Raw genomic sequence first — 19,885 nt, forward strand, 5'->3', positions numbered from 1 at the left:
TGGTTCAGAGCACCTCGTTTACACCGAGGGGGTCGGGGGTTCGAACCCCTCATCGCCCACAAGTTTTTAACTTAAAATATTAGCAAATATAAAATCTAGAAAAATATTTGCACTAGCTATTCAAGAAAATAGCAACCTAGTAAAATAGGGCGATTAGCTCAGCTGGTTCAGAGCACCTCGTTTACACCGAGGGGGTCGGGGGTTCGAACCCCTCATCGCCCACAAAAGACTCCTTAAGCAATTAAGGATTTTTTTTTTACACTTTTATACATTTTGGGGAGATACTCAAGCGGCCAACGAGGGCAGACTGTAAATCTGCTGTGTGAACTTCGCAGGTTCGAATCCTGCTCTCCCCACAAATTTCCAAAACTCTGAAATCATTTGATTTTGGAGTTTTTTTTTATCTTTGAAATAGAGACTTTTACTCAGGATAAGTTTATCTTTGAGTTTTCAGAAAATCAATATTCATCATGGAACAGAAAATTCATCAGGGAAGAAACGTAAAGCGTTTTAGAGAAATGTTAGGTATAAAACAGGAAGCCTTGGCTTATGATCTTGGAGAAGATTGGAGTCAGAAGAAAATTTCTATGCTTGAACAGAAAGATGTTATTGAAGAAAATCTGTTAAAACAAATTTCTAATTTTTTGAGAATTCCTGTAGAAGCTTTTCAGAACTTTGATGAGGAACAAGCAGTACATATTATTTCTAACACTTTTAACGACCAATCTAACGGTTATAATTATTATCCAACTTTCAATGTAAATCCAGTAGACAAATGGGTAGAAGCTTTGGAAGAAATTAAGCGATTGAATTCAGAACTTTTAAAAGCGAAAGACGAGCATATTAAAGCTTTGGAAAAACTAGTAAGAGAAAAATAATTTTTTATCATACATACATTCCAATTGCACAATTAATCCCTTTATAGTGTTTAGCAACTTCAAGAAGTTTTAACAACTTTGATAGTCGTTCGATTTTTTTCTCTTTAAAGAATGTTTTTTTGACTATAAACTTATTTCCCAAAATATTTATTTCATTTTTATTCTTTACTACTAATTTTTGAGATGTATTATTTGAATAATTGTATAATTCAACTTCATCTATTCTGTTGTCAATAGTGTCATAAGTATCTACTTTATAGTTTTCATTAGTGACAGTAAATCTATGAAGTGTCGAAACCAAGTTATCATATTCCAAACTATAGAAATATACATCTTCATCAGAATTTTGATAGTATTCAATTAATTTGGTGCTAAAATCAAATAAAATCTGATTTGATAAACTGATTTCAGGAATAAGACGCAATAAAGATTCATCATTATTCAAATTTAATTTCTGAAAAAGAAAAACTGTTGTTTCATCAAAATTAACTTGGTTGATATTTTCGTATAAATCTCCAATTATATCTCCGCGAACCAAATCTTCTAAATCAATTTGAAATCTGTAATATTCATCTTTTTCAATATAAAAATAGTCTTCATCTTCTTTAAGACTTGTAAAATTTGCGATAGCTTCTTTACCTTCTAGATCTGACTTATAAATATTTATACAAAACTTCATATTTAACTTAGGGATTAATTAGTATTCTCTTTTGAAAACAAAATCATAATTATCAATCGTGGTCTTAAAAATATCATTTTCAAACTCGTAGATTGGTTTTTTATATAAAAAATTATTTGTCTGGAAATGATAATGATAAAAAAAGCCATTTTTTATGTGAACATTAGTTTCATGAACGGTTATCAAAAAAGTTTCTTTTGTATTATAGTCCATTACTGTTGCCAAACCAATGAATTTATAAAGTTCATCTTTAAATGGTTCAATTTTCAGTTTAATTTTAGAACCAATTGGCATCCAATCTGTCATGTTGTAGTTTATCCTTAACTGACCTGTTTCTTTAATTGAAGTCCAATCACCGATTAAATCATCTGAAGCAACAACACTTACTTCATAAAAAGTTTCAAATTTTAAACCATTTAAAATTGCATTAAAAATATCTGTGATATAGATTTTATTTTCAAGTTCATCGCAGATAATCCTACCCATTTTCTTACGATCCCGATTTGAGAATAGCTTCGATTTTAATACTTGGTTAGCATCATTCGAGACTAAGTTAAATCTGTTAGAATTTATTGATTCGAATATTTTTATAAATAAAGCTTTATTTTCTTGATTGAGAACAACATTTAAATCAAATTCGTTAAAACTGCCATAATCAAGTTTTAGATTAAATTTTGACAATAATTCTTCATATTCTACAGGCATTGTTTCTTCAAACTCAGCATTGCTCAATAATTCAAACAAAATAAAGAAAACAAACCTTTTTTTATGGGTAAATGTCTGGTCAAATATTTTTAATAGATTCATTTTTAGTTTTCATAGAGTTTTAAGATTTTAAAATCAAATACATTAAACAAATATTCCTTCTTTTTGTCTTCTATAATCATTAGATCATTAAAATAGATGATATCGAATCGTTTACTTTCTAAAAATAAATATTTAAGTCTGTAATTGTACTCCAATTCTTTTTGAATAGCGTCAATTGCATCCAAAGCTTCTTTTCTTTCAATTTTAAACCATTCACTAACATCAATTGGCTTACCCGCACGATAAATCACTTCTATATCACTATTTTTCCTTTTGAACAAGTCCAGACAAAAATGATAAACTGCTTCTTCTGATACCAAGAGCATTTTTTCTCCGAAATACAAATTATAAGTAATACTAAAACCTACTTTGTTCTCAGGCTGGATTTTGATTTTGTTTACTTCATTAATAAAAATAACCGAGTTAGAGAAGGTATCTGACTTGTACTTGAAATTCTCCGATAAGATTTTTAAATTCTCAATAATTGTTTTGACGACTGACATAGAAATATTGAATTTCTTTAATACTTCGCTAATATAAATAAAACCTGATTAAGCATCATTTCATATTTATTTTTTATTGGTATTTAAATTGGTAAAAAAACTTCTGTACCGCTTTCCAGCCATAAAAACTTATTTTTTACCTCAGAGCTTTCAATTTCGCTTTTTAAAGATTTTACAGATTGCTTAAAATGCCACCAACCTTCATAATGTATCGGAATTACAAGGTTCGGGCTTAAAAGCTGGGTTGTTTCAATAGCTTCTTTGCCGTTCATTGTTACCCTCAAATTCTTTTTTAGATAAGGAAATGCACCGGCACCTAAATGTAGAATTGCAATATCTACTTTTTTCTTTTTCTTTAATTCGTATAATCCTTCAAAAAGCACCGTATCGCCAGAAATATAAAGACAGCCGTTTGTCTGTCCTGTCCATTCTAAAGTAAAACCTATTACTTTGCCCATAACTTTATTCAATCTTTTAATATTGGTATGCTGAGCTGGTATAGCAGTAATTTTTAGGTTTTTTACTTTTTCTGTTTCAACTTCATATTCCTGCCAGTTATCAAGCCCAATAGTATTTGTGTCTTTTAAACGCTCTACGGCATCTTTTGTAGAAAGTACAACTGGAACTGTTCTAATAAAAGATCGTCCTTTTTTGTCTAAATTATCGCTGTGATGATCGTGGCTTAATAGAACCAAATCTACTTTTCCAATTTCTTCAATTGATAGGGAAGGACTGCAATATTTTTTTGAAAATGCCATCGGACTGCTGACATATTGAGGAAAGAATCTGTCTCTTTTGTCTAGAGTTGGATCAGTTAAAATCTTAAAACCATTTATATTTATCAGTACACAAGCTGTGTCGATATGAGTAATAGTAACTTTCATTTGCATAAAATTTTAAGTAATAAAATGTTTATACAAAGCTGAGTTAAATAAATAGTCTGCAAATTGACTTTAGTCAAGAAATGCGTTTTCTAATTCTGCTCAAAGTTTCGGGTACAATTCCTATGTAAGATGCAAGATATTTTAGCGGAATCTGTTTGATGTATTTAGGCTGTTCAAATAGCAGTTTTTCATATCGCTCTTGCGGTGTTTTGGTCAAAAGAGCTAATTCTCTTTTGACTTTTTTATCCAATAGATATTCTGTGGCAATACGTCCAAGTTTTTTAGCTGTTTCACATTTTTCGTAAAGACGCTGTAAGTTTTCATGAGATATCGAATATAGTTGACAATCAGTTAATGCCTGAACATAAATTCTGGTTTGGGTTCTATTGTAAAAAGAATCATATGCACAATAGAAAGTATCTTTGAAAGCAAAATCAAACGTAATTTCTTTGTCGTTTGCAACAACATAATATCTAACAACTCCAGTATCTATAAAAGATAAATAGTTTTCAATCTGTCCTTGAACAAGAATTAGTTCGTTTGCTGAGAATTGTCGTGTTTTTATACAGCTTAAAAATTCGCTTAAAGTATTTTCAGCAAAACCTAATTTTCTAAAATATTCAATTAATGATGTCATTTCATTATTTTTAAGCTAATATACAATCATTCCAACAATTGAAAACACAGAACAAGCTAATGAATTGTTGCAAATTTTCAAAAAAAGCCATAAATTACAATCAATCAAAAAACATTTCTACATGCAACAAGAAAAAGACTGGTCAATAGACGAAATTCAGAATACCTGGCAATTGGTTTCAAAACTTCATGACGGACAAAAATATGGTGGAAGTAATGCGGGAGAAAGAGTAGAATATATCAATCATATTGGAAGTGTTGTTTTTGAAGTTTTAAATGCCACGCGTTTAACTGAAAATATGAATGCTGATCTGGCCGTTAAATGTGCCATGCTTCATGATACCATAGAAGATACTGCATTTGATTATGAAAGAGTAAATGATTTATTTGGAAGTGAAGTGGCTTCAGGAGTTCTAGCATTAACGAAGAATGATGAAATTAAGGATTCTCTAGAAAAAATGCTGGATAGTTTAAGCAGAATCAAACAACAGCCTATAGAAGTCTGGGCAGTTAAAATGGCAGATAGAATCTGTAATTTATACCAACCACCATATTACTGGGATGACGAAAAAAAACTAAAATATATTCAGGAAGCTGAAATTATATTGTACGAATTAAAAGACGGAAATCAGTATTTAGCCAATAGACTGCAAAATAAGATTAAAGAGTATTATCGTTTTCTGAGTACTTCAAATTAATAACAGAAAAGCTCCAAATTCATATAGATTTTGGAGCTTTTTTTTAATCAAATTTCCTTTGTTAGTCTATCTAATTCTTTTAGCAAAGTCGGAAATCTAAATTCTCCATGCATACTTTCAACTTTTTTGAAAACTTCCTCCAAATCGATTCCGACAGAAGTAATATACAAAGGTTTCTTGCTGTCTCCTCTAAATAAAGCTTTTTTATTCTTTTCTATAGAAGCAAAATTTGTTTTGGCAACACCAATAATCGGAATTTGTTTATTTAATTTTTCATACAAATAACCGCCTAAACCGTATTTTCCTTCATCATTTAAATACACAAAACCATCTACAACGATTACATCAATTGTTGCTAAATCAATTTGATTTAGCAAACTTAAAATACAGGGTAATTCTCTTTTATAAAATTCACCTGGAATATATTCTTCAACATTATCAATAATTTCAGTGTAAACTTTAAAGTTTTTATCCTCATTCCATTCAGAAAATTCAAGGCAAACGGTTTTGGCTTTTTGGTCAAAATAATAGGTATCAAAAGCTAAGATCATAATTTTTCAGAAGGCTTATTTATTTAAAACGAAGATAGGTTACTTAGAGTTAACTTTTCTTAGTTCTGTCAACATTTCATTTAGAAAACCCTGTTGTTTGGCATCATCTTTAAAATAACGCTGGTACAATACGCTGCAACTTTCTACATCGGCTATATTGTCTTTATTGAACGACCAATCCTCATCATTTTTAATTGTGATTCCTATGTCATTGCTACAGCTTTGCCAGAGGTCAGAAAATTTTGTTTTTTTATCTGCACTTAATTTACTGAAATCTGCGTAGACAGAATAACCACGCATTTCGGAGTTAAAAAACTTGTAAATTTCATATACAGGAACTCCGCCCCAATTTATGTATTGTCCTTCTGGTAATTTTATATCAGTCAGCCTTTTTTCGCTCATTTTATGAGTTTGTTCTCCCGATACAAAAAAGTGCTCGTCATAAGTCAGTTTTGTGCCTTTTGGAACCATAATTTTCTTCACCATCATGGGTTCTGTAGTAATGTAATAAGGATAATCTGGTGACGAATTTCCACCGGTTGGATTCATGTTTCCAACACAACCTGTAAGTATTAAAGAAAATAATGAGGAAAAAGGTTTTAAAATTTTCATATTCAATTATTTTATTAGTTTAAAAAGTGTCTCAATTGCAGATTCTTTTTGATTAATAATGATTAATTGGCTTTTATCATTTAGGAAAAATTTATTAGCAAATTCTTTGTTTGCATTGGATTTCCATTCTTTTAATTCAGGAAATTTATTTTTCAGAAGCTTAACTTTCTCAGCAGTATTTTTAGAAATGATTACAACTTTCGTCAAAGGAGTATCCTTCATTTTATTGATGCTGTTTTCTGTAATTTCAGAGTCAAACTCTGTTCTAGAACGATAACGAAACAATTTACTAATTCCCCTTAAATCAGTCTCATTTTCAGAAAGGACATATCTGTAAGTCATTATGTTATCGAGTTCATCGATCCAGTTTGGAAAATTTTCTTCATAGAGCTTGATGTAAGTATCAATAAAGTTTTTATCCATTGCCTTTTTCTGATCGATATATTCTTTCACAATTGGATAAATCTTTTTTGCCATCAAATTGATATATTTTCTGTTGTACCAATCCCCAGCGTCTAATTTCCCATCTAGTTTTTCATAGACATAGCCATTTCCTAAAGCAGTGGCTAAAACTTCATTCATAAGCTGATAGGCGTAATTACTGCATTTTGATTTGTTTTCTTTGAAATAAGTGTCAATCTCTGTTTTGACTTCAAATGATTGCTCATCATACACAATATGATACGTTTCGTGCATCATTACACTAAACAAATCCTTATTCGAATTCAGATCAACTTGTACAGCACTAATAAAATTGTTGCAAAAAGCCTGAGCTGTAAATCCTTTTGAATTTGGCAAAGGATAAAATGCAGAAACAAACGGAATCGCATTATCCCAGCTTGAATTATAAAACAAAAGTCCCGTTTCAAAATAGCCAACGATATTATTATCGCTTGAGTATTTTATCATATCTCTTAATTGTTTTTCAAATTTTTCTTTATTTGGATTGTAAATCAACTCATTGTAAACATCTGTAAATTCAGCAATGCAAGAAGCTAAATCGCTCAAAGTTTGGATTGGAATAAAGCCAGCAGAACGAAGTTTAAAATCATTAAGATTATTGGTTTCGATAAGATTTTTTTTCAGAAGATCATTTGTTTGCATATTTTTTTTGGATCCATACGGATATTCATCAAATCGAAAACTATAGTCTACTATCAGTTTATCAAACTTGGAAATTATGTTCTTATATTTCTCCGTATTGTATTTAGATTTTTGAAATTCAGTCTTAAAGACGTTTTCAGGATAATGTTCAGAAAGATTTTCTATAAAAAGATAAACCGCTAACTGTTCTGAATATTTAATAGTAAAAGTGGTCTTTTGTCCGAATATTAATGATGTTAAAAATAAAAAGGCTAGTAGAAATATTTTCTTCATATTGGTTTTTAAGGTTTTAGTTTTTTATGGAGCTTTCATTCTTTCTGTTTTAATATATCGATCTGAAACAGTATCGGTATCAATACCTTTCATTTCGCTTTTTACTTCGCGTAAATATCCTTTTTTGTCAGGAACATAATAATCAATTAATCTACCACCGTGATACGGATCATAATAATTAACCGTTATTACTAACGTATCATTTTTTATTTTGTAGAATCCTTCTCTGGCAATTTTGCCTTTTATAGTGGCATATTTTTGTGACTCTTTATAATAGGCACTTCCTTTAGTGTTTTTAAAGGTGAAATCATACCAAATTAAGGTATCTTGTGGTGTTTGTTCAGACATGAGTTTTTTTTCGTACACCCAATAAACATCATATAAATTGCCTTTGATTTTAATAGTTTCAATTCGCTTTTTTTGTGTTGAAGCTGTATTAGAAACAGCGGGTTTTATTATTGCTTTCTTAGTCTTCTTTTGCTGTGCACAGATAGTCGAAATGCTTAAAAATAAAACTAACAAAATGAATATGTTTTTCATATCAAATACTATTTTGTTTTCTATAAAATCTATTTGAGCTAATATAAGAAATATCTTTAAAATCCAACTAAAGGCTAAATTGCTTAACTTTAACAAACTATCTATTCATATAAAACCAAAACAGATGAAAACGAAAATGATATGGGCAAATCTGGCTGTACAGAACATACAAAAAACAATTGATTTTTATTCCGGTTTAGGATTTAGTCAAAACGGAAAAGAAACAGATGAACTAGTCAGTTTTTCAATTGCAGAGAATAATTTTATAATCAATTTCTTTATTGCGAAAAGACTCGAAAATGCCTTAAAAGGAAAATTAACCAATGCTTTAAATGAAAATGAAGTTATATTTTCTTTATCTGCTCAAAGCAGGGAAGAAGTAGAACAATGGGTCGAAATAGTTCAAAAAGCAGGCGGAACAATAATCTCTGAACCCGAAAATTACGAACAAGGTTATACTTTTACATTTGCCGATCCTGATGGACATAAATTTAATTTTCTGTATTGGCCGGGAATGTAAAAATTTAAAGTAAAAATTCTCCAACAATAGTTTGGTCATAATCATATCCTGGCTCATTTGGAAATTTTCCTTTCAAATCTGGAAATATAAGTTGTAGATAAGCATATTCTTTGTTTTCATAAAATTTGATGGATGTTAATACGTATTCTGAAAGATTTTCATTTTTTATTTTGATAAAATAAACTGGGAAATTTTCTACCAAATCATCTATCTTTTCATTTAAAGAAACTTCACTAAACTTATATTTTTCAACATAATTTTGAATAATTTCTCCTGACAAATTAGGCCCAAGTCCAGATATAAATAACTCGGGTATTTTAAAGTTTTCAAATATGCCTGTTGAATATGCAAAAGGTGTAAAATTATCCTCTTCTAATACAGCTGTAGTATGATATCCTTTATTTCTAATATTATCATAAACTTTTTCAAAGTATAATTCTTTTTGTTTTTCAGTATTCTTCATTGTAATAATTTTAGACATATTTATTAAATAGATTGGCTAATATAAAACATAACTTCATTCTTTTTGCCATATGACAAATTTCCATTAAAAACTTATCCCTAACTTTCGTGCATGAAAGAATTAGTAGCATACATATTGAAATTTGGCAGTTTGAATCAGCAACAGATTGATTTAATTTTAAGCAAAGCCCAAGAAAGAGAAATTAAAAAAGAAAACTATTTTTCTGAAGCCGGAAAAGTGTCTGTAGAAGTTGGTTTTATTATCGATGGAGTGATGAGAGTCTGCTATTACAACAACAAAGGCGAAGAAATCACTAAATATTTTATTGACGAGAACAATCTGGTTGTAGATTTAGAAAGTTTTGAAAACAGTATTTGTTCTTCGGCATACGTTGAAGCTGTTACCGATTGCAAAATGATTGTTTTTTCTAAAAAAGACTGGGAAGAACTTTTAAATACAATTATTGGCTGGGATAAAATCGTTCACAAAATCATTAATAAAGCATTGATTGATAAAGTCTCCAGAAGAAGTCCGCTGGTTTCAGAAGATGCCACAACTCGTTATTTGTCCTTTATGGAAATGTTTCCTAATGTTATCAATCGTGTTCCGCTTTCTTATCTGGCTTCTTATTTGGGAATAACACAATCTTCTTTAAGCCGAATCCGAAAAAATATCCGCTAAAGTTGCTTTTTGTCATTTGGCAAATGTTTTTGTTTTTTATCGGTGCAACTTTGTAATCAATAATTTAAAAAGATAAAAAATGGATTCAGTATTAATTACAGGTGCAAATAGAAGTATAGGTTTAGAAACTGCAAAACAGCTTTCAAAAAAAGGATTATTCATTTATTTAGGATGCCGTGATCTTCAAAAAGGTGAGGAAGTTGTAAAAGAACTAACTCAAAACGGATTCGAAAACATTAAAGCAATTCAAATCGACGTTACAAATGCTGAAAGTGTTTTGGAAGCTAAAAATCTTGTAGAGAAAGAACAGGGAAAACTCGATATTTTAATTAATAACGCCGGAATTCTAGGAGATGTACCACAAGATTCTTCGTCAACTTCGGTTGAAAATATTCAAAATGTATTTGATACGAATTTTTTTGGTGTCATCAGAGTCACACAGACATTTCTGGAATTGCTTAAAAAATCTAAAAATCCTAGAATAAGCAATATTACATCTGGTCTTGGTTCGTTAACGTTACACAGCGATCCTGCCTGGAAATATTATGCAATTAAGGCAGTTTCTTATGTTTCATCTAAAACGGCCTTAAATGCGTTCACTGTGACTTTAGCTTATGAATTAAAAGATTTAGGTTTCAAGGTAAATGCGATTGATCCAGGTTATACCGCAACAGATTTTAATCATCACAGCGGACCTGGAAGTGTAGAAAGTGCTTCAAGCTTTATCATTAAACATACTCTGACAGATGAAAACGGACCAACCGGAAAATTCTTCAGCAATGATATCGAAGACAAAAGTGAAGAAAGTCCGTGGTAAAAGATTTTTAAAACATTACAAAAACTCCAAAGTCAAGTAGATTTTGGAGTTTTTATTTTTAAAACCAATCGTTTTTAGAATTAAATTATAATTAGTAAAATACTTTGAGTATAGTTTTTCTAAACACATAGAAACATAATTTCAAGAACCGCTTAAAGGCATTTCATTTATATTAATACACATAGCAAAAACTATGTGTTAGAAACTAGTTTCTTTTTGTTTTCTTTTTCAGACAAGCAAATACTATGTTTCTATGTGTTTAAAAATACCCTGAGAGAAAGAATAATAAAATTTAAAGCGGTAAATTAGTAGCCTGAAAATTTCTAAAACAAAAAGCATGTCAATTACAACAGAAGCAGAATTAGCCGGAATGAAAAAAGCCAGCGAGGCCGTTGCATTTACTTTAAAAGAAATGAGAAAGTTTGCCAAAGCAGGTATGTCAACCAAAGAATTGGACGAATACGGCGGACAAATACTAAAAAGTTTCGGAGCCAAATCGGCACCTTATGAAACTTATGGTTTTCCAGGCTGGACTTGCATCAGTGTTGATAATGAATTTTGCCACGGAATTCCTTCTGATAAAAGAATTCTGCAGGAAGGAGATTTAATCAATATTGATGTTTCTGCCGAATTAGACGGTTTTTGGTCAGATAATGGAGGTTCTTTTGTGATTGGAGAAGATGTAAATGAACATCAAAAACTGATTGAAGCTTCTAAACAAATTCTTCATAAAGCAATTCATAACATAAAAGGCGGTGTTCGTATTTCTGACATCGGATTTTTAATTGAAACCGAAGCGAAGAAAAAAGGTTATAAAGTTATTAAAAACCTAACCGGACATGGAGTAGGGAGAAGTCTTCACGAAGCACCGCACGAAATTGCCAATTACAGAGACCGTTTTAATGTAACAAGATTTAAAAAGAATTCGGTTGTCGCAATTGAAACGTTTATTTCTACGACCTCTACTTATGCAGAAACAATGAAAGACGGCTGGACAATGGTTGGAAATAAAGGCGGTTTTATGGCACAACACGAACATACAATTGTCGTTACAGAAGGCAAGCCAATCATTTTGACAGAAATGAATGAAATCTGGAATTAAATAATTCTTAATACACAAAAACTCCATTACTTCTAATGGAGTTTTTTTAAGCGAGATTATTCTGTTTATTAAATTTCGCTACTAAGTTTTTATTTGTTTCTATGATTTTCTGAGGATTAATCATATTTGAATTAAATATGAAATCATAATCTTTATCTTTCACTTTAAACTGATTTACACCATAAGCCACACTATTTGCAGGAATACTTTTGGTTATAATGGCTCCGGCACCAATAACCGAATTTTCTCCAATTACTATTGGTCCTAAAATTTTGGCCCCATCAGCAATAATAACATTCCTGGCAATAATTGGATTTCCAACATTCTCCCATTCATTGGTGATTTTGCTGTATTTCAGATTAGCTCCAATAGAAACATTTTGAAAGATGACGACATTTTCACAGATTTTAGAAGCCACAATTGTGCATCCTCGTCCATGATGTGCAAACAAAACGCTTCTGTCCATTTCGGCACAATTTATTTCACAGCAATAAAGCTTTTCTAATAAATTGCCTGCAATTTCTCTTAAAAAACTGTTCTTTGAATGGCAATTTATTCTAACCAATGTATTAAACATATTTTTTATCAAATATTAATCATTACACTTATAATTAACAATTTATAATTCCTAATTAAATCGGTTCCCAAAGTTCAATTTTATTGCCTTCAGTGTCCATTATATGAACAAACTTTCCATAATCGTACGTTTCAATATCATCGAGAATCGTCACTCCGTTTGCTTTGAGTTTTTCTAAAAGACCTTCGATATTCTGAACACGGTAATTTATCATAAACTCTTTTTTGGATGGCGAAAAATATTCGTCACCTTTCTTAAAAGGACACCATTGTGTTGATTCTATTTGTTCCGGATTATCAATATTTCGGGACTCAAAACTTGACGATCCCCAATCGTTAATTTCCAATCCTAAATTTTTGGCGTACCAGTCTTTCGTTTCTTTTGGATTATCCATAAAAAAGAAAATACCTCCAAGTCCTGTTACTTTTGGTGTTTTGTCTGATGAATTATAATCTTTCATGATTTCTTCTTTTATTTAATATCTAAGGTAAATTATTTTTCTGTACGATCGTATTTTATATTCTGCTGTCTATTTAAATAATTTTATAATTTTAAGGTCAAATGAATCTAAATGAAAAATATTCCATTATTGATAATTTTTGTTTTTCTTGCCAATTGCAATAAATCATCTGAGCATAATAAAACTTCTTCAAAAGTAGTTATGAACCAGAAAGAAATAAAGAATCAGGTTAAACATAAAATAATTAAAGCAGAAGAGAGTTTTACAGAAACTGAAACTTTTATAGACAGCACTAGAATTGCTGAAAAGGGAAAATATAAAATTGAAATTACCCAAACTACAATTGATAATAATACCAATGTTTCTTTTAAACTTTTTCTAAAGCAAAATGATAAATGGAAGAATATTCAAAAATATTCTTTACCAAAAGAAAGTGATATCCCTTTGATTACAGAAATTGAAGATTTCAATAACGACGGATTCAATGACTTTACAATTCATTATTCAACAGCTGGAAGAGGAGCTAATGATATCAGAAAATTGTTTATTTTTTCAAATAAAGAGCATAAATTTATAGAAATAAAGAATTCAGATTTGTATCCTAATCTTCAATACAATGAAAAGCTGGATTGTATTGACGCTTTAAGTGTTTATGCAGGTTCAAGCACAACATTTTTAAAACTTAGAAAAGATCATTTAGTTGAATTTGCCAGAGTAGATTTTATGGATGGAAAAATTGAAATTTATTTGATTGAAAAAAATAAAAAAAGAAAGCTTCGATCTGAAACTTATTCCGGTTCAAATGATGAAATGATTAGATTCATAAATTATAATCCTCTTGAAGAATATGATTATGAAGTTAATTCAACACAATAGAATTAATTATAAATCTTAAAAAAGACTCTCATGAAAAACGACAGAGTATACAAAATACTATTTGCCAGTGTTTACCCAATGTACATTCAAAAGGCAGAAAAGAAGGGAAGAACCAAAGAAGAAGTAGACACCGTAATTTTATGGTTAACAGGTTATAGCGAATCTCAATTTAAAGATCAGATTGAAAAGAAATCAGATTTGCAAACTTTCTTTGATGAAGCACCAAAACTAAATCCTAATGCTTCAAAAATTACGGGAATGATCTGTGGTTATCGTATTGAAGAAATTGAAGATCCATTGATGAAAAAAATTCGTTATATGGATAAATTAGTAGATGAATTGGCGAAAGGAAAGAAAATGGAAAAGATTCTGAGGGAATAAAAACAAAACCTCCAAAATAATATTCCGAAGGTTTTATGTCATTATTTCTAAACTCTTAGTAAACCGCGAAATCCTCGTGCGGCGTAATAAGATTCTGCGCCGTTATGATAAACAAAAACGGTATTGTATCTAAAATCAGAAAAAATAGCTCCTCCTAATTTTCTAATTCCTGTTGGAGTTAAAATCCAGCTTGATGTTTTAGTATCAAATTTTCCAAACTTTTGGAGCTCTTTGTATTGTTCTTCATTTAGAATTTCAATTCCCATTTCTTCCGCCATATTAATAGCGCTGTTTAAAGGTTTGTGCTCTTTTCTTTTTTCAAGCGCTTCATGATCGTAACAAACACTTCTTCGACCTTTTGGACTTTCAGGAGAACAATCTACAAAAAGATATTCTTTTGTTTTTTCATCATAGCCAATAACATCCGGTTCGCCTTCAGTTCTTTCCATTTCATCCAATGACCACAATTTTTTAGGATTGGTTTTTAATTTGGCTTCAATAGCTGACCATTCCAAATTTTTATGTCTGTTTGGATTTTTTTCAAAACGTTTTTCCAACGTATTTAAAATCTCTTCTTGTTCGTTGGCAGTCAATTCTCTTTTCATAACATTCAAATTTTAGTTTGCAGAACATTTTCTGTTCTCTGGTCTGTAATACCAGGAAACAATGGTCAAAACAATTAATAATATTGGGCCGAAAAGTTCTTTAGCACTGTCACCAACCGCCAGATGAGAAACTACAGCTCCAGACATGGCAAAGAAAAAGCCTGCATAAGCCCATTCTTTCAGTAAGCCAAATTTCGGAATTAATATCGCAATCACACCTAAAAGTTTCCAGACACCTAAAAGCGTTAGAAAATAAAGCGGATAACCTAAATGTTTCATCATTTCCGTTTCTTCTTTTATCAGCATTAATTGTACAATTCCTGTCGATATCATTCCTAAAGACAGCCAAAGTGTGGCAATCCAATAGATGATTTTGTTTCGTTTACTCATGATTATTTTATTTTAGTTACAATTTCTTCTAATCGATTGTGAGCCATATTTAAACCTTGTGCAAATGGCAGTTTCAATTGATTTGTCCTGTGCTCAATTGATTTGTAAATAATCTGCATCGTAAGTTTACTGGTTTCATCTGTAAGTTTGTCGAATTCCAAAAACTCCAACTGCGGTGCAAAATTGATATTATCCATTTCAAAAGTGCGGACAATTCTTTCATTCGGAATAAAATCATGAATCACCCCGTTTGCTCTAAAAACAACACTTCCATTAGGATCACTGGTTTCAAATTCCCATGAACCGTATTTTTTACTTTCCAGTTTTATCACTTTAGTTCCCATCCATTGTGCTACAATTTCAGGATCTTCGTAGGCTCTGAAAAGCAATTCTACAGGCAGATCAAATTCTCTGGTAATCGTAAGATCGTGTCTGTTGTCTTCGGCATGAATTTTTGTTTTCTTTTCCATGGTTTATTTTTTATAGTTTTTCATAATCGATTCGAGTTTGTTGAAACGATCGTCCCACATTTGTCTGAACGGTTCAATGAAGTTGTCAATTTCTTTCATTTTTTGAGGATTTAAATGATAATAAATTTCTCTTCCGCTTTGTGTTTGATGCAATAATTCACATTCGTTTAAAATCTGAATATGTTTCGAAATCGTCTGTCTTGACGAATTAAAGTTGGCTGCAATGGCACCTGGCGTCATTGCTTGTACGGCAACCAGACTCAATATAGCTCTTCGGGTCGGGTCGGCTATTGCCTGAAATACATCTCTTCTAATTTCCATTACGCAGTTATTTGACTGCAAATATAATGAAGTCATTTGATTGCACAATCTTATTTTGGTTTTATTTAAAAAAAAGAAAAACCTTCAAATGGTTAATTTGAAGGTTTTTAAAGCTCTTTGCAACCAATAAATTAATCCAGACCCGCAAACTGAAAAGGTTTGGCCTCTTTAAAATTAATCAACGATTCACCAGAATAATTCTCATTATTAGCCAAACTCAACTTTCTAATTTTAGCTTTTTCGCTAAAATCAATTTTACTGAATTCTACCCAAATCACATTCGGATTCAGCACATTATCAAAATAGTAAACCAGATTTTTTTGGTCTGCAACCGTTCTCCAGCGCGTAGAGGAGATGTTGGGCTCTGTTGGTGAAGCAATTCCCAATGGTACAGAACAATTTCTAATCACACCAAAGACACTTGCCAAAGCATTTCTAGTATTATCTGTTTTCGGAATGGCATCTATATAGTAAGAAGCTCTTACAAAACGATCGGCTGCTCTGTTTGTTCCTGGAAGCATAACTGTTCCAGGAATGCTTTTCCAATAGGTATTAATAGCCAATTGATCATTAAAAATAGGAGAGTTGGTCATGGTTACATATTTTCTATCGTGATGAATGACCAGCTTTTCATTAATATATTCAAAAATCGCATTATCGCCAGAAGCATCAGAAACGGCTAAATGTACCGTTGCAAAAATATTTGTGCCCGGAATATGAGAGGAAGCCACAACAAAATCTTCTTTTTCTAAAGCAGCCACAACCTCGGAAACGGTCGAAAAATTATCTAAAACATATTGAAGCCATAATGAAACCGCTAAACCTTTTACTTTACCATTCTTTTCAAATTTTGGATATTGAGATTCAACCAGCCATAAAAGATTACCTACCAATCCTTTTTCATTCATTCCGTCAGAAGAGGCAATATCCCAAGAGCTTGTAATAACGCTTCCGTATTTTGATTTCCATTTCACTGAACTTGTGCCAACTTCACCTGCACGTTCAATACCTCGTGGAAAAATCCATAAATTGGCAGGTATTTCACTACGCCAGTCCATCGAGCGGGCTGTTATTATGGTACCGTTTAAACCTTCGTACACAACTCTTGTACACGGGAGCACCGTTTCACTGATGAGAGTAAAAGCAAGTAAAAGCGAGAAAATTTTGTTTCGTGATTTCATGGTATTTTACATTTTAGTTAAACGTTAATCAGTATATGAAGTAGAGGAATAAAAATTTGTACATAAAACCTTTCTCTGCAATTTACGCAATTCCTATAAAATTATGAATATCAAATAAATAGTATTGCAAATAAATTTGAGCTTGAGTAAAAAAGTTTTTTTATATCAAAAATTATTTAGAATAATTATAAATAGTTTTGATTTTTGAACAAAATAACGCTATTTTTGAAGGGATTGGTTCAAGTTGAGTTCCTTCAAAAATATATTCAAAATGATAAAAAAGTTATTTAAAGTCCTAAAAATAGCATTACTTATTCTCTTAATTTTAATTGCAATTGGTTTTGTGTTTGAGCATATTTCACGTTTTTATTTTGACACAAAGGGTCCAGCTGACTCAGAATTTGCTACAATTGATGGTCGAAAAATTCACTATAAAAAAGAAGGAAAAGGAAATTGCACAGTAGTTTTTGAATCTGGTCTAGGTGGAGATTATCTGCATTGGCAGGAAATACAGAAGAAACTTTCTAAAAATTACACCACAATTGCTTATGATAAAGCAGGAATTATGTGGAGTGATCCAACGGAAAAAGTTTCCTTGAGACGATATGCAGACGATCTTAAACAGCTTTTAGAGCAAACCAATTGTCCAAAGCCTTATATTTTGGTTGGACATTCATTTGGAGGCATTACATCAAGATTATTTATTAAAGAAAATATCAAAGATTTGGCAGGAATTGTATTTGTTGATGTTTCGCATCCAAAACAGTTAGAAAAATCATCTACAGCGCTTAAAAACTCTGTTCAGCCACCTCCGAGAGCTTTTTTAAGTTTCCTAAATGAAATAGGAGTAATCAGAATTCTATACAGTAATGTTCCGTTTACAACTGCAGTCCCAAAAGAACACTGGTTCAATAAAAATGTAAAAACCTATTTCTACCGTATTTTTGATGGAATGATGACCGAATTGGAGAATGATAAAAAACTAATGAAAGAAGCCTCAGAAATAGATGATTTTGGTTCTGTTCCTTTAACTATAATCACAGCAGGTTATCCAAATGGAGTGGAAGGCGCTAAAGATGAAAAGTTGGAAAAAGAATATTTAACCGTCCATAACAGTTTACAAAAAGACCTTCTAAATCTTTCTTCTAAAAGTAAACAAGTCTTCGCACAGAAAAGCGGTCATTATATAACACTTCAAGAACCAGAGTTGATTTGCAACGAAATTAAAAGATTAGCGCCAGAATAATTCTGGCGCATTTTTTTTAAAGCATAATACTTCCTTTTATTTTTATTTCATCTAAAAAAGATTCATCGTGAGATATCACAATTAATGTTCCTTGATACTCATTGAGAGCCGCAGTAAGAATTTCTATGTTTTGAATATCCAAATTATTTGTAGGCTCATCTAAAATGATAATTTCAGGAGCTTCATTACTAATTGTCAAACAACATAGCATAAGACGCATTCTTTCTCCTCCGCTTAAAGTGTTACACGATTTATTCCAATCATTTTGAGAAAATAAAAAGCGATTGAGTCTCATTTTGATGTCATGTTCTTCCAAACTGCAATCGTTAAACTGCTGAGCCTGTTCATAGATATTCAAATCATTATGCAAAAGCGAATAATCCTGATCAATGTAAATTGTTTTTTTGGCCAGCGAAGTAACGTTCCCATTTTTAGGCTTTAATTCTCCTAGAATAATTCTAATTAAAGTCGTTTTCCCTGAACCGTTTAAACCTTTAATACTTAAGCGATCACCAGAAAGAATTTCAAAATTGAGATTTTCTTTCCAGAGCGATTCATTATTATAGCTGTAATTTAATTCTTCTGCTCTAAAAATGGTTTTTCCTTTGAGAAATGTAGTATCAGAAAATCCAAACTTCATTTGATCTATTACCGGAAGCGATGAACGAAGCTGTCTTAAATCATCTGAAATACCACTGATTTTTTCTGCATGAACATCTTTTAGTTTAGAACTACTGTTTTCGGCTTTATTTCGCAACGTATTCATCATAATTCTAGCAACTCCAGACTTTTCCTGTTTCTTTTTTCCTCTGGAATCTAATTTATTCTGACGTTCAATTGTTTCCCGTTCTTTTTCTTTCGCTTTTTTAAGCGCTTTTTCTTTGCTTTGTACATCAAGCTCCAAAGCATTCTTTTCTATCTTTTTCTGTTCATTGTAAAAATCATAATTCCCGCCATAAGCAGCAATGCCGTTTTTACTCATTTCAAAAGTTTTGTTTAGAAGATTTAAAAGCGTTCGGTCATGACTTACAATTAAAAGTGAACTTGATGTAGATTTTATAAAATCATACAGCAATTTTCTTCCTGCAAAATCCAAATGATTACTCGGTTCGTCTAACAAAACCAAATCGGGCTGCTGGATCATAATGCCGGCCAAAAATACTTTTGTTTTCTGCCCGCCACTTAGTGTTCCCATTTTTTGTTCTAAATCTAAATCCTGTAACTGCCAGTACGATAATGCTTCTGTACAACGCTCTTCAATAGTCCAGTCATCGTCTAATAATTGAAGATTTTCCTCTGTTACATTGCCTTCAAGTATTTCTTTAAGTGATTTTATTTTATCCTTTATTGATAAGGCTTCAGAAATAGAAACATCATTAAACTGACCAAATAATTGCGGTACAAAATAGGGGATTGAGTTTTGAATAATCTGACCAGAAATTGGCTGTAATTGTCCCGCAATAATTTTCAATAATGTAGATTTTCCAACACCATTATTTCCGACTAAAGCTGTTTTGTCATTTTTATTTATAGTAAAACTAATGTTTTGAAACAGCATGTTTTTATTCTCATGCTGGTACGAGATATTTTGAAGAATAAGCATAATTCCTTTCTTTATATAGATAAATAA

27 protein-coding genes and 2 tRNA genes are annotated in these 19,885 nt (G+C 31.1%); 11 read left to right on the forward strand and 18 right to left on the reverse strand.

All coding sequences use genetic code 11. The features are described 5' to 3' along the window. The first annotated feature begins 147 nt into the window (after nucleotides 1-147). From GSY47_RS23600 to GSY47_RS23610, 3 genes are all read left to right on the forward strand, one after another. Nucleotides 148-222: transfer RNA gene (locus GSY47_RS23600), tRNA-Val, on the forward strand. 53 nt (nucleotides 223-275) lie between these two features. Beyond that, a tRNA-Tyr gene (locus GSY47_RS23605) sits at nucleotides 276-356 on the forward strand. 114 nt (nucleotides 357-470) lie between these two features. Continuing rightward, complete coding sequence (locus GSY47_RS23610) at nucleotides 471-878, forward strand: helix-turn-helix domain-containing protein (protein ID WP_179004388.1); 408 nt, start codon at nucleotides 471-473, stop codon at nucleotides 876-878. 7 nt (nucleotides 879-885) lie between these two features. Here the strand turns inward: GSY47_RS23610 and GSY47_RS23615 are convergent, their stop codons facing one another. The 5 genes from GSY47_RS23615 to GSY47_RS23635 form a co-directional block, all read right to left on the reverse strand. After that, complete coding sequence (locus GSY47_RS23615; protein WP_179004390.1) at nucleotides 886-1,557, reverse strand: hypothetical protein; 672 nt, start codon at nucleotides 1,555-1,557, stop codon at nucleotides 886-888. Between the two features lie 18 nt (nucleotides 1,558-1,575). Further along, nucleotides 1,576-2,364 carry a hypothetical protein gene (locus GSY47_RS23620; protein WP_179004392.1) on the reverse strand — a complete coding sequence of 263 codons (789 nt, stop codon included), beginning with the start codon at nucleotides 2,362-2,364 and terminating at the stop codon, nucleotides 1,576-1,578. A 2-nt stretch (nucleotides 2,365-2,366) separates the two neighbouring features. Further along, complete coding sequence (locus GSY47_RS23625; protein WP_179004394.1) at nucleotides 2,367-2,867, reverse strand: hypothetical protein; 501 nt, start codon at nucleotides 2,865-2,867, stop codon at nucleotides 2,367-2,369. Between the two features lie 83 nt (nucleotides 2,868-2,950). After that, nucleotides 2,951-3,751: an MBL fold metallo-hydrolase gene (locus GSY47_RS23630; protein ID WP_179004396.1), complete on the reverse strand. Its 801-nt coding sequence runs from the start codon at nucleotides 3,749-3,751 to the stop codon at nucleotides 2,951-2,953. Nucleotides 3,752-3,824: 73 nt separating this feature from the next. Next, on the reverse strand, nucleotides 3,825-4,388 hold the full coding sequence (locus GSY47_RS23635; RefSeq protein ID WP_179004398.1) for a Crp/Fnr family transcriptional regulator: 564 nt from the start codon (nucleotides 4,386-4,388) through the stop codon (nucleotides 3,825-3,827). Nucleotides 4,389-4,509: 121 nt separating this feature from the next. Here GSY47_RS23635 and GSY47_RS23640 point away from each other — a divergent pair, with 121 nt between their 5' ends. Continuing rightward, complete coding sequence (locus GSY47_RS23640) at nucleotides 4,510-5,085, forward strand: HD domain-containing protein (RefSeq protein WP_179004401.1); 576 nt, start codon at nucleotides 4,510-4,512, stop codon at nucleotides 5,083-5,085. 47 nt (nucleotides 5,086-5,132) lie between these two features. Here the strand turns inward: GSY47_RS23640 and GSY47_RS23645 are convergent, their stop codons facing one another. Genes GSY47_RS23645 through GSY47_RS23660 form a run of 4 tightly spaced genes read right to left on the reverse strand, consistent with a single transcriptional unit; the run spans nucleotide 5,133 to nucleotide 8,165 of the window. After that, nucleotides 5,133-5,636 (reverse strand): endonuclease V, encoded by a 504-nt coding sequence (locus GSY47_RS23645; protein WP_179004403.1) that lies wholly within the window; start codon nucleotides 5,634-5,636, stop codon nucleotides 5,133-5,135. Between the two features lie 39 nt (nucleotides 5,637-5,675). Next, nucleotides 5,676-6,248, reverse strand: coding sequence for a hypothetical protein (locus GSY47_RS23650; protein WP_179004405.1), 573 nt, complete (start codon nucleotides 6,246-6,248; stop codon nucleotides 5,676-5,678). A gap of 6 nt (nucleotides 6,249-6,254) precedes the next feature. After that, the gene (locus GSY47_RS23655) at nucleotides 6,255-7,625 is read right to left on the reverse strand and encodes a hypothetical protein (RefSeq protein WP_179004407.1); all 1,371 of its coding nucleotides are present in this window, start codon (nucleotides 7,623-7,625) and stop codon (nucleotides 6,255-6,257) included. 24 nt (nucleotides 7,626-7,649) lie between these two features. Further along, complete coding sequence (locus tag GSY47_RS23660) at nucleotides 7,650-8,165, reverse strand: hypothetical protein (protein ID WP_179004409.1); 516 nt, start codon at nucleotides 8,163-8,165, stop codon at nucleotides 7,650-7,652. A 124-nt stretch (nucleotides 8,166-8,289) separates the two neighbouring features. On the opposite strand from GSY47_RS23660, the gene GSY47_RS23665 reads away from it, so the two are divergent. After that, entirely contained in the window at nucleotides 8,290-8,685 is a 396-nt protein-coding gene (locus GSY47_RS23665) for a VOC family protein (protein WP_179004411.1), read from the forward strand. A 4-nt stretch (nucleotides 8,686-8,689) separates the two neighbouring features. Here GSY47_RS23665 and GSY47_RS23670 read toward each other — a convergent pair whose 3' ends face one another. Beyond that, entirely contained in the window at nucleotides 8,690-9,148 is a 459-nt protein-coding gene (locus GSY47_RS23670) for a DUF4262 domain-containing protein (RefSeq protein WP_179004413.1), read from the reverse strand. 111 nt (nucleotides 9,149-9,259) lie between these two features. Between GSY47_RS23670 and GSY47_RS23675 the strand changes: the two genes are divergently transcribed. From GSY47_RS23675 to map, 3 genes are all read left to right on the forward strand, one after another. Then, nucleotides 9,260-9,829, forward strand: coding sequence for a Crp/Fnr family transcriptional regulator (locus GSY47_RS23675; RefSeq protein ID WP_091497885.1), 570 nt, complete (start codon nucleotides 9,260-9,262; stop codon nucleotides 9,827-9,829). A 79-nt stretch (nucleotides 9,830-9,908) separates the two neighbouring features. After that, on the forward strand, nucleotides 9,909-10,646 hold the full coding sequence (locus GSY47_RS23680) for an SDR family oxidoreductase (protein WP_179004414.1): 738 nt from the start codon (nucleotides 9,909-9,911) through the stop codon (nucleotides 10,644-10,646). A 337-nt stretch (nucleotides 10,647-10,983) separates the two neighbouring features. Further along, nucleotides 10,984-11,748: a type I methionyl aminopeptidase gene (map, locus tag GSY47_RS23685; protein ID WP_179004416.1), complete on the forward strand. Its 765-nt coding sequence runs from the start codon at nucleotides 10,984-10,986 to the stop codon at nucleotides 11,746-11,748. A 46-nt stretch (nucleotides 11,749-11,794) separates the two neighbouring features. On the opposite strand, the gene GSY47_RS23690 is transcribed toward map, so the two are convergent. Next, a complete protein-coding gene (locus tag GSY47_RS23690; protein ID WP_246611383.1) occupies nucleotides 11,795-12,214 on the reverse strand; it encodes a serine O-acetyltransferase in 420 nt (139 codons plus the stop codon). A 166-nt stretch (nucleotides 12,215-12,380) separates the two neighbouring features. Then, on the reverse strand, nucleotides 12,381-12,785 hold the full coding sequence (locus GSY47_RS23695; RefSeq protein ID WP_179004420.1) for a VOC family protein: 405 nt from the start codon (nucleotides 12,783-12,785) through the stop codon (nucleotides 12,381-12,383). Nucleotides 12,786-12,896: 111 nt separating this feature from the next. On the opposite strand from GSY47_RS23695, the gene GSY47_RS23700 reads away from it, so the two are divergent. Both GSY47_RS23700 and GSY47_RS23705 read left to right on the forward strand, forming a co-directional pair. Further along, entirely contained in the window at nucleotides 12,897-13,661 is a 765-nt protein-coding gene (locus GSY47_RS23700; protein WP_219071555.1) for an XAC2610-related protein, read from the forward strand. A 30-nt stretch (nucleotides 13,662-13,691) separates the two neighbouring features. Continuing rightward, nucleotides 13,692-14,042 (forward strand): DUF2200 domain-containing protein, encoded by a 351-nt coding sequence (locus tag GSY47_RS23705; RefSeq protein ID WP_179004425.1) that lies wholly within the window; start codon nucleotides 13,692-13,694, stop codon nucleotides 14,040-14,042. A 47-nt stretch (nucleotides 14,043-14,089) separates the two neighbouring features. On the opposite strand, the gene GSY47_RS23710 is transcribed toward GSY47_RS23705, so the two are convergent. The 5 genes from GSY47_RS23710 to GSY47_RS23730 all read right to left on the reverse strand — a co-directional run bounded on the left by GSY47_RS23710 (nucleotide 14,090) and on the right by GSY47_RS23730 (nucleotide 17,009). Beyond that, nucleotides 14,090-14,647 (reverse strand): DUF4256 domain-containing protein, encoded by a 558-nt coding sequence (locus GSY47_RS23710; protein WP_179004427.1) that lies wholly within the window; start codon nucleotides 14,645-14,647, stop codon nucleotides 14,090-14,092. Between the two features lie 12 nt (nucleotides 14,648-14,659). Continuing rightward, nucleotides 14,660-15,037, reverse strand: a complete 378-nt coding sequence (locus tag GSY47_RS23715; protein WP_219071556.1) for a DoxX family protein — start codon at nucleotides 15,035-15,037, stop codon at nucleotides 14,660-14,662. A gap of 2 nt (nucleotides 15,038-15,039) precedes the next feature. Continuing rightward, complete coding sequence (locus tag GSY47_RS23720) at nucleotides 15,040-15,507, reverse strand: SRPBCC domain-containing protein (protein WP_179004431.1); 468 nt, start codon at nucleotides 15,505-15,507, stop codon at nucleotides 15,040-15,042. 3 nt (nucleotides 15,508-15,510) lie between these two features. Then, nucleotides 15,511-15,828, reverse strand: coding sequence for an ArsR/SmtB family transcription factor (locus tag GSY47_RS23725; protein ID WP_179004433.1), 318 nt, complete (start codon nucleotides 15,826-15,828; stop codon nucleotides 15,511-15,513). A gap of 131 nt (nucleotides 15,829-15,959) precedes the next feature. Next, a complete protein-coding gene (locus GSY47_RS23730; RefSeq protein WP_179004435.1) occupies nucleotides 15,960-17,009 on the reverse strand; it encodes a linear amide C-N hydrolase in 1,050 nt (349 codons plus the stop codon). A gap of 271 nt (nucleotides 17,010-17,280) precedes the next feature. Here GSY47_RS23730 and GSY47_RS23735 point away from each other — a divergent pair, with 271 nt between their 5' ends. After that, complete coding sequence (locus GSY47_RS23735; protein WP_179004437.1) at nucleotides 17,281-18,255, forward strand: alpha/beta fold hydrolase; 975 nt, start codon at nucleotides 17,281-17,283, stop codon at nucleotides 18,253-18,255. Between the two features lie 16 nt (nucleotides 18,256-18,271). Here GSY47_RS23735 and abc-f read toward each other — a convergent pair whose 3' ends face one another. Beyond that, nucleotides 18,272-19,858 (reverse strand): ribosomal protection-like ABC-F family protein, encoded by a 1,587-nt coding sequence (gene abc-f, locus GSY47_RS23740; RefSeq protein ID WP_179004439.1) that lies wholly within the window; start codon nucleotides 19,856-19,858, stop codon nucleotides 18,272-18,274. Between the last annotated feature and the right edge of the window lie 27 nt (nucleotides 19,859-19,885).

The sequence above is a fragment of the Flavobacterium quisquiliarum genome, assembly GCF_019308285.1.
Lineage (GTDB): Bacteria > Bacteroidota > Bacteroidia > Flavobacteriales > Flavobacteriaceae > Flavobacterium > Flavobacterium quisquiliarum.

Coding starts and splice junctions, on each gene's coding strand:
- GSY47_RS23660 (WP_179004409.1), bottom strand. CDS start 8,165: ATGAAAAACATATTCATTTTGTTAGTTTTATTTTTAAGCATTTCGACT.
- GSY47_RS23610 (WP_179004388.1), top strand. CDS start 471: ATGGAACAGAAAATTCATCAGGGAAGAAACGTAAAGCGTTTTAGAGAA.
- GSY47_RS23695 (WP_179004420.1), bottom strand. CDS start 12,785: ATGAAAGATTATAATTCATCAGACAAAACACCAAAAGTAACAGGACTT.
- GSY47_RS23715 (WP_219071556.1), bottom strand. CDS start 15,037: ATGAGTAAACGAAACAAAATCATCTATTGGATTGCCACACTTTGGCTG.
- GSY47_RS23670 (WP_179004413.1), bottom strand. CDS start 9,148: ATGAAGAATACTGAAAAACAAAAAGAATTATACTTTGAAAAAGTTTAT.
- GSY47_RS23625 (WP_179004394.1), bottom strand. CDS start 2,867: ATGTCAGTCGTCAAAACAATTATTGAGAATTTAAAAATCTTATCGGAG.
- GSY47_RS23640 (WP_179004401.1), top strand. CDS start 4,510: ATGCAACAAGAAAAAGACTGGTCAATAGACGAAATTCAGAATACCTGG.
- GSY47_RS23675 (WP_091497885.1), top strand. CDS start 9,260: ATGAAAGAATTAGTAGCATACATATTGAAATTTGGCAGTTTGAATCAG.
- GSY47_RS23700 (WP_219071555.1), top strand. CDS start 12,897: ATGAAAAATATTCCATTATTGATAATTTTTGTTTTTCTTGCCAATTGC.
- GSY47_RS23645 (WP_179004403.1), bottom strand. CDS start 5,636: ATGATCTTAGCTTTTGATACCTATTATTTTGACCAAAAAGCCAAAACC.
- GSY47_RS23735 (WP_179004437.1), top strand. CDS start 17,281: ATGATAAAAAAGTTATTTAAAGTCCTAAAAATAGCATTACTTATTCTC.
- GSY47_RS23705 (WP_179004425.1), top strand. CDS start 13,692: ATGAAAAACGACAGAGTATACAAAATACTATTTGCCAGTGTTTACCCA.
- GSY47_RS23630 (WP_179004396.1), bottom strand. CDS start 3,751: ATGAAAGTTACTATTACTCATATCGACACAGCTTGTGTACTGATAAAT.
- GSY47_RS23710 (WP_179004427.1), bottom strand. CDS start 14,647: ATGAAAAGAGAATTGACTGCCAACGAACAAGAAGAGATTTTAAATACG.
- GSY47_RS23655 (WP_179004407.1), bottom strand. CDS start 7,625: ATGAAGAAAATATTTCTACTAGCCTTTTTATTTTTAACATCATTAATA.
- GSY47_RS23665 (WP_179004411.1), top strand. CDS start 8,290: ATGAAAACGAAAATGATATGGGCAAATCTGGCTGTACAGAACATACAA.
- map (WP_179004416.1), top strand. CDS start 10,984: ATGTCAATTACAACAGAAGCAGAATTAGCCGGAATGAAAAAAGCCAGC.
- abc-f (WP_179004439.1), bottom strand. CDS start 19,858: ATGCTTATTCTTCAAAATATCTCGTACCAGCATGAGAATAAAAACATG.
- GSY47_RS23680 (WP_179004414.1), top strand. CDS start 9,909: ATGGATTCAGTATTAATTACAGGTGCAAATAGAAGTATAGGTTTAGAA.
- GSY47_RS23725 (WP_179004433.1), bottom strand. CDS start 15,828: ATGGAAATTAGAAGAGATGTATTTCAGGCAATAGCCGACCCGACCCGA.
- GSY47_RS23635 (WP_179004398.1), bottom strand. CDS start 4,388: ATGACATCATTAATTGAATATTTTAGAAAATTAGGTTTTGCTGAAAAT.
- GSY47_RS23615 (WP_179004390.1), bottom strand. CDS start 1,557: ATGAAGTTTTGTATAAATATTTATAAGTCAGATCTAGAAGGTAAAGAA.
- GSY47_RS23620 (WP_179004392.1), bottom strand. CDS start 2,364: ATGAATCTATTAAAAATATTTGACCAGACATTTACCCATAAAAAAAGG.
- GSY47_RS23720 (WP_179004431.1), bottom strand. CDS start 15,507: ATGGAAAAGAAAACAAAAATTCATGCCGAAGACAACAGACACGATCTT.
- GSY47_RS23730 (WP_179004435.1), bottom strand. CDS start 17,009: ATGAAATCACGAAACAAAATTTTCTCGCTTTTACTTGCTTTTACTCTC.
- GSY47_RS23650 (WP_179004405.1), bottom strand. CDS start 6,248: ATGAAAATTTTAAAACCTTTTTCCTCATTATTTTCTTTAATACTTACA.
- GSY47_RS23690 (WP_246611383.1), bottom strand. CDS start 12,214: ATGGACAGAAGCGTTTTGTTTGCACATCATGGACGAGGATGCACAATT.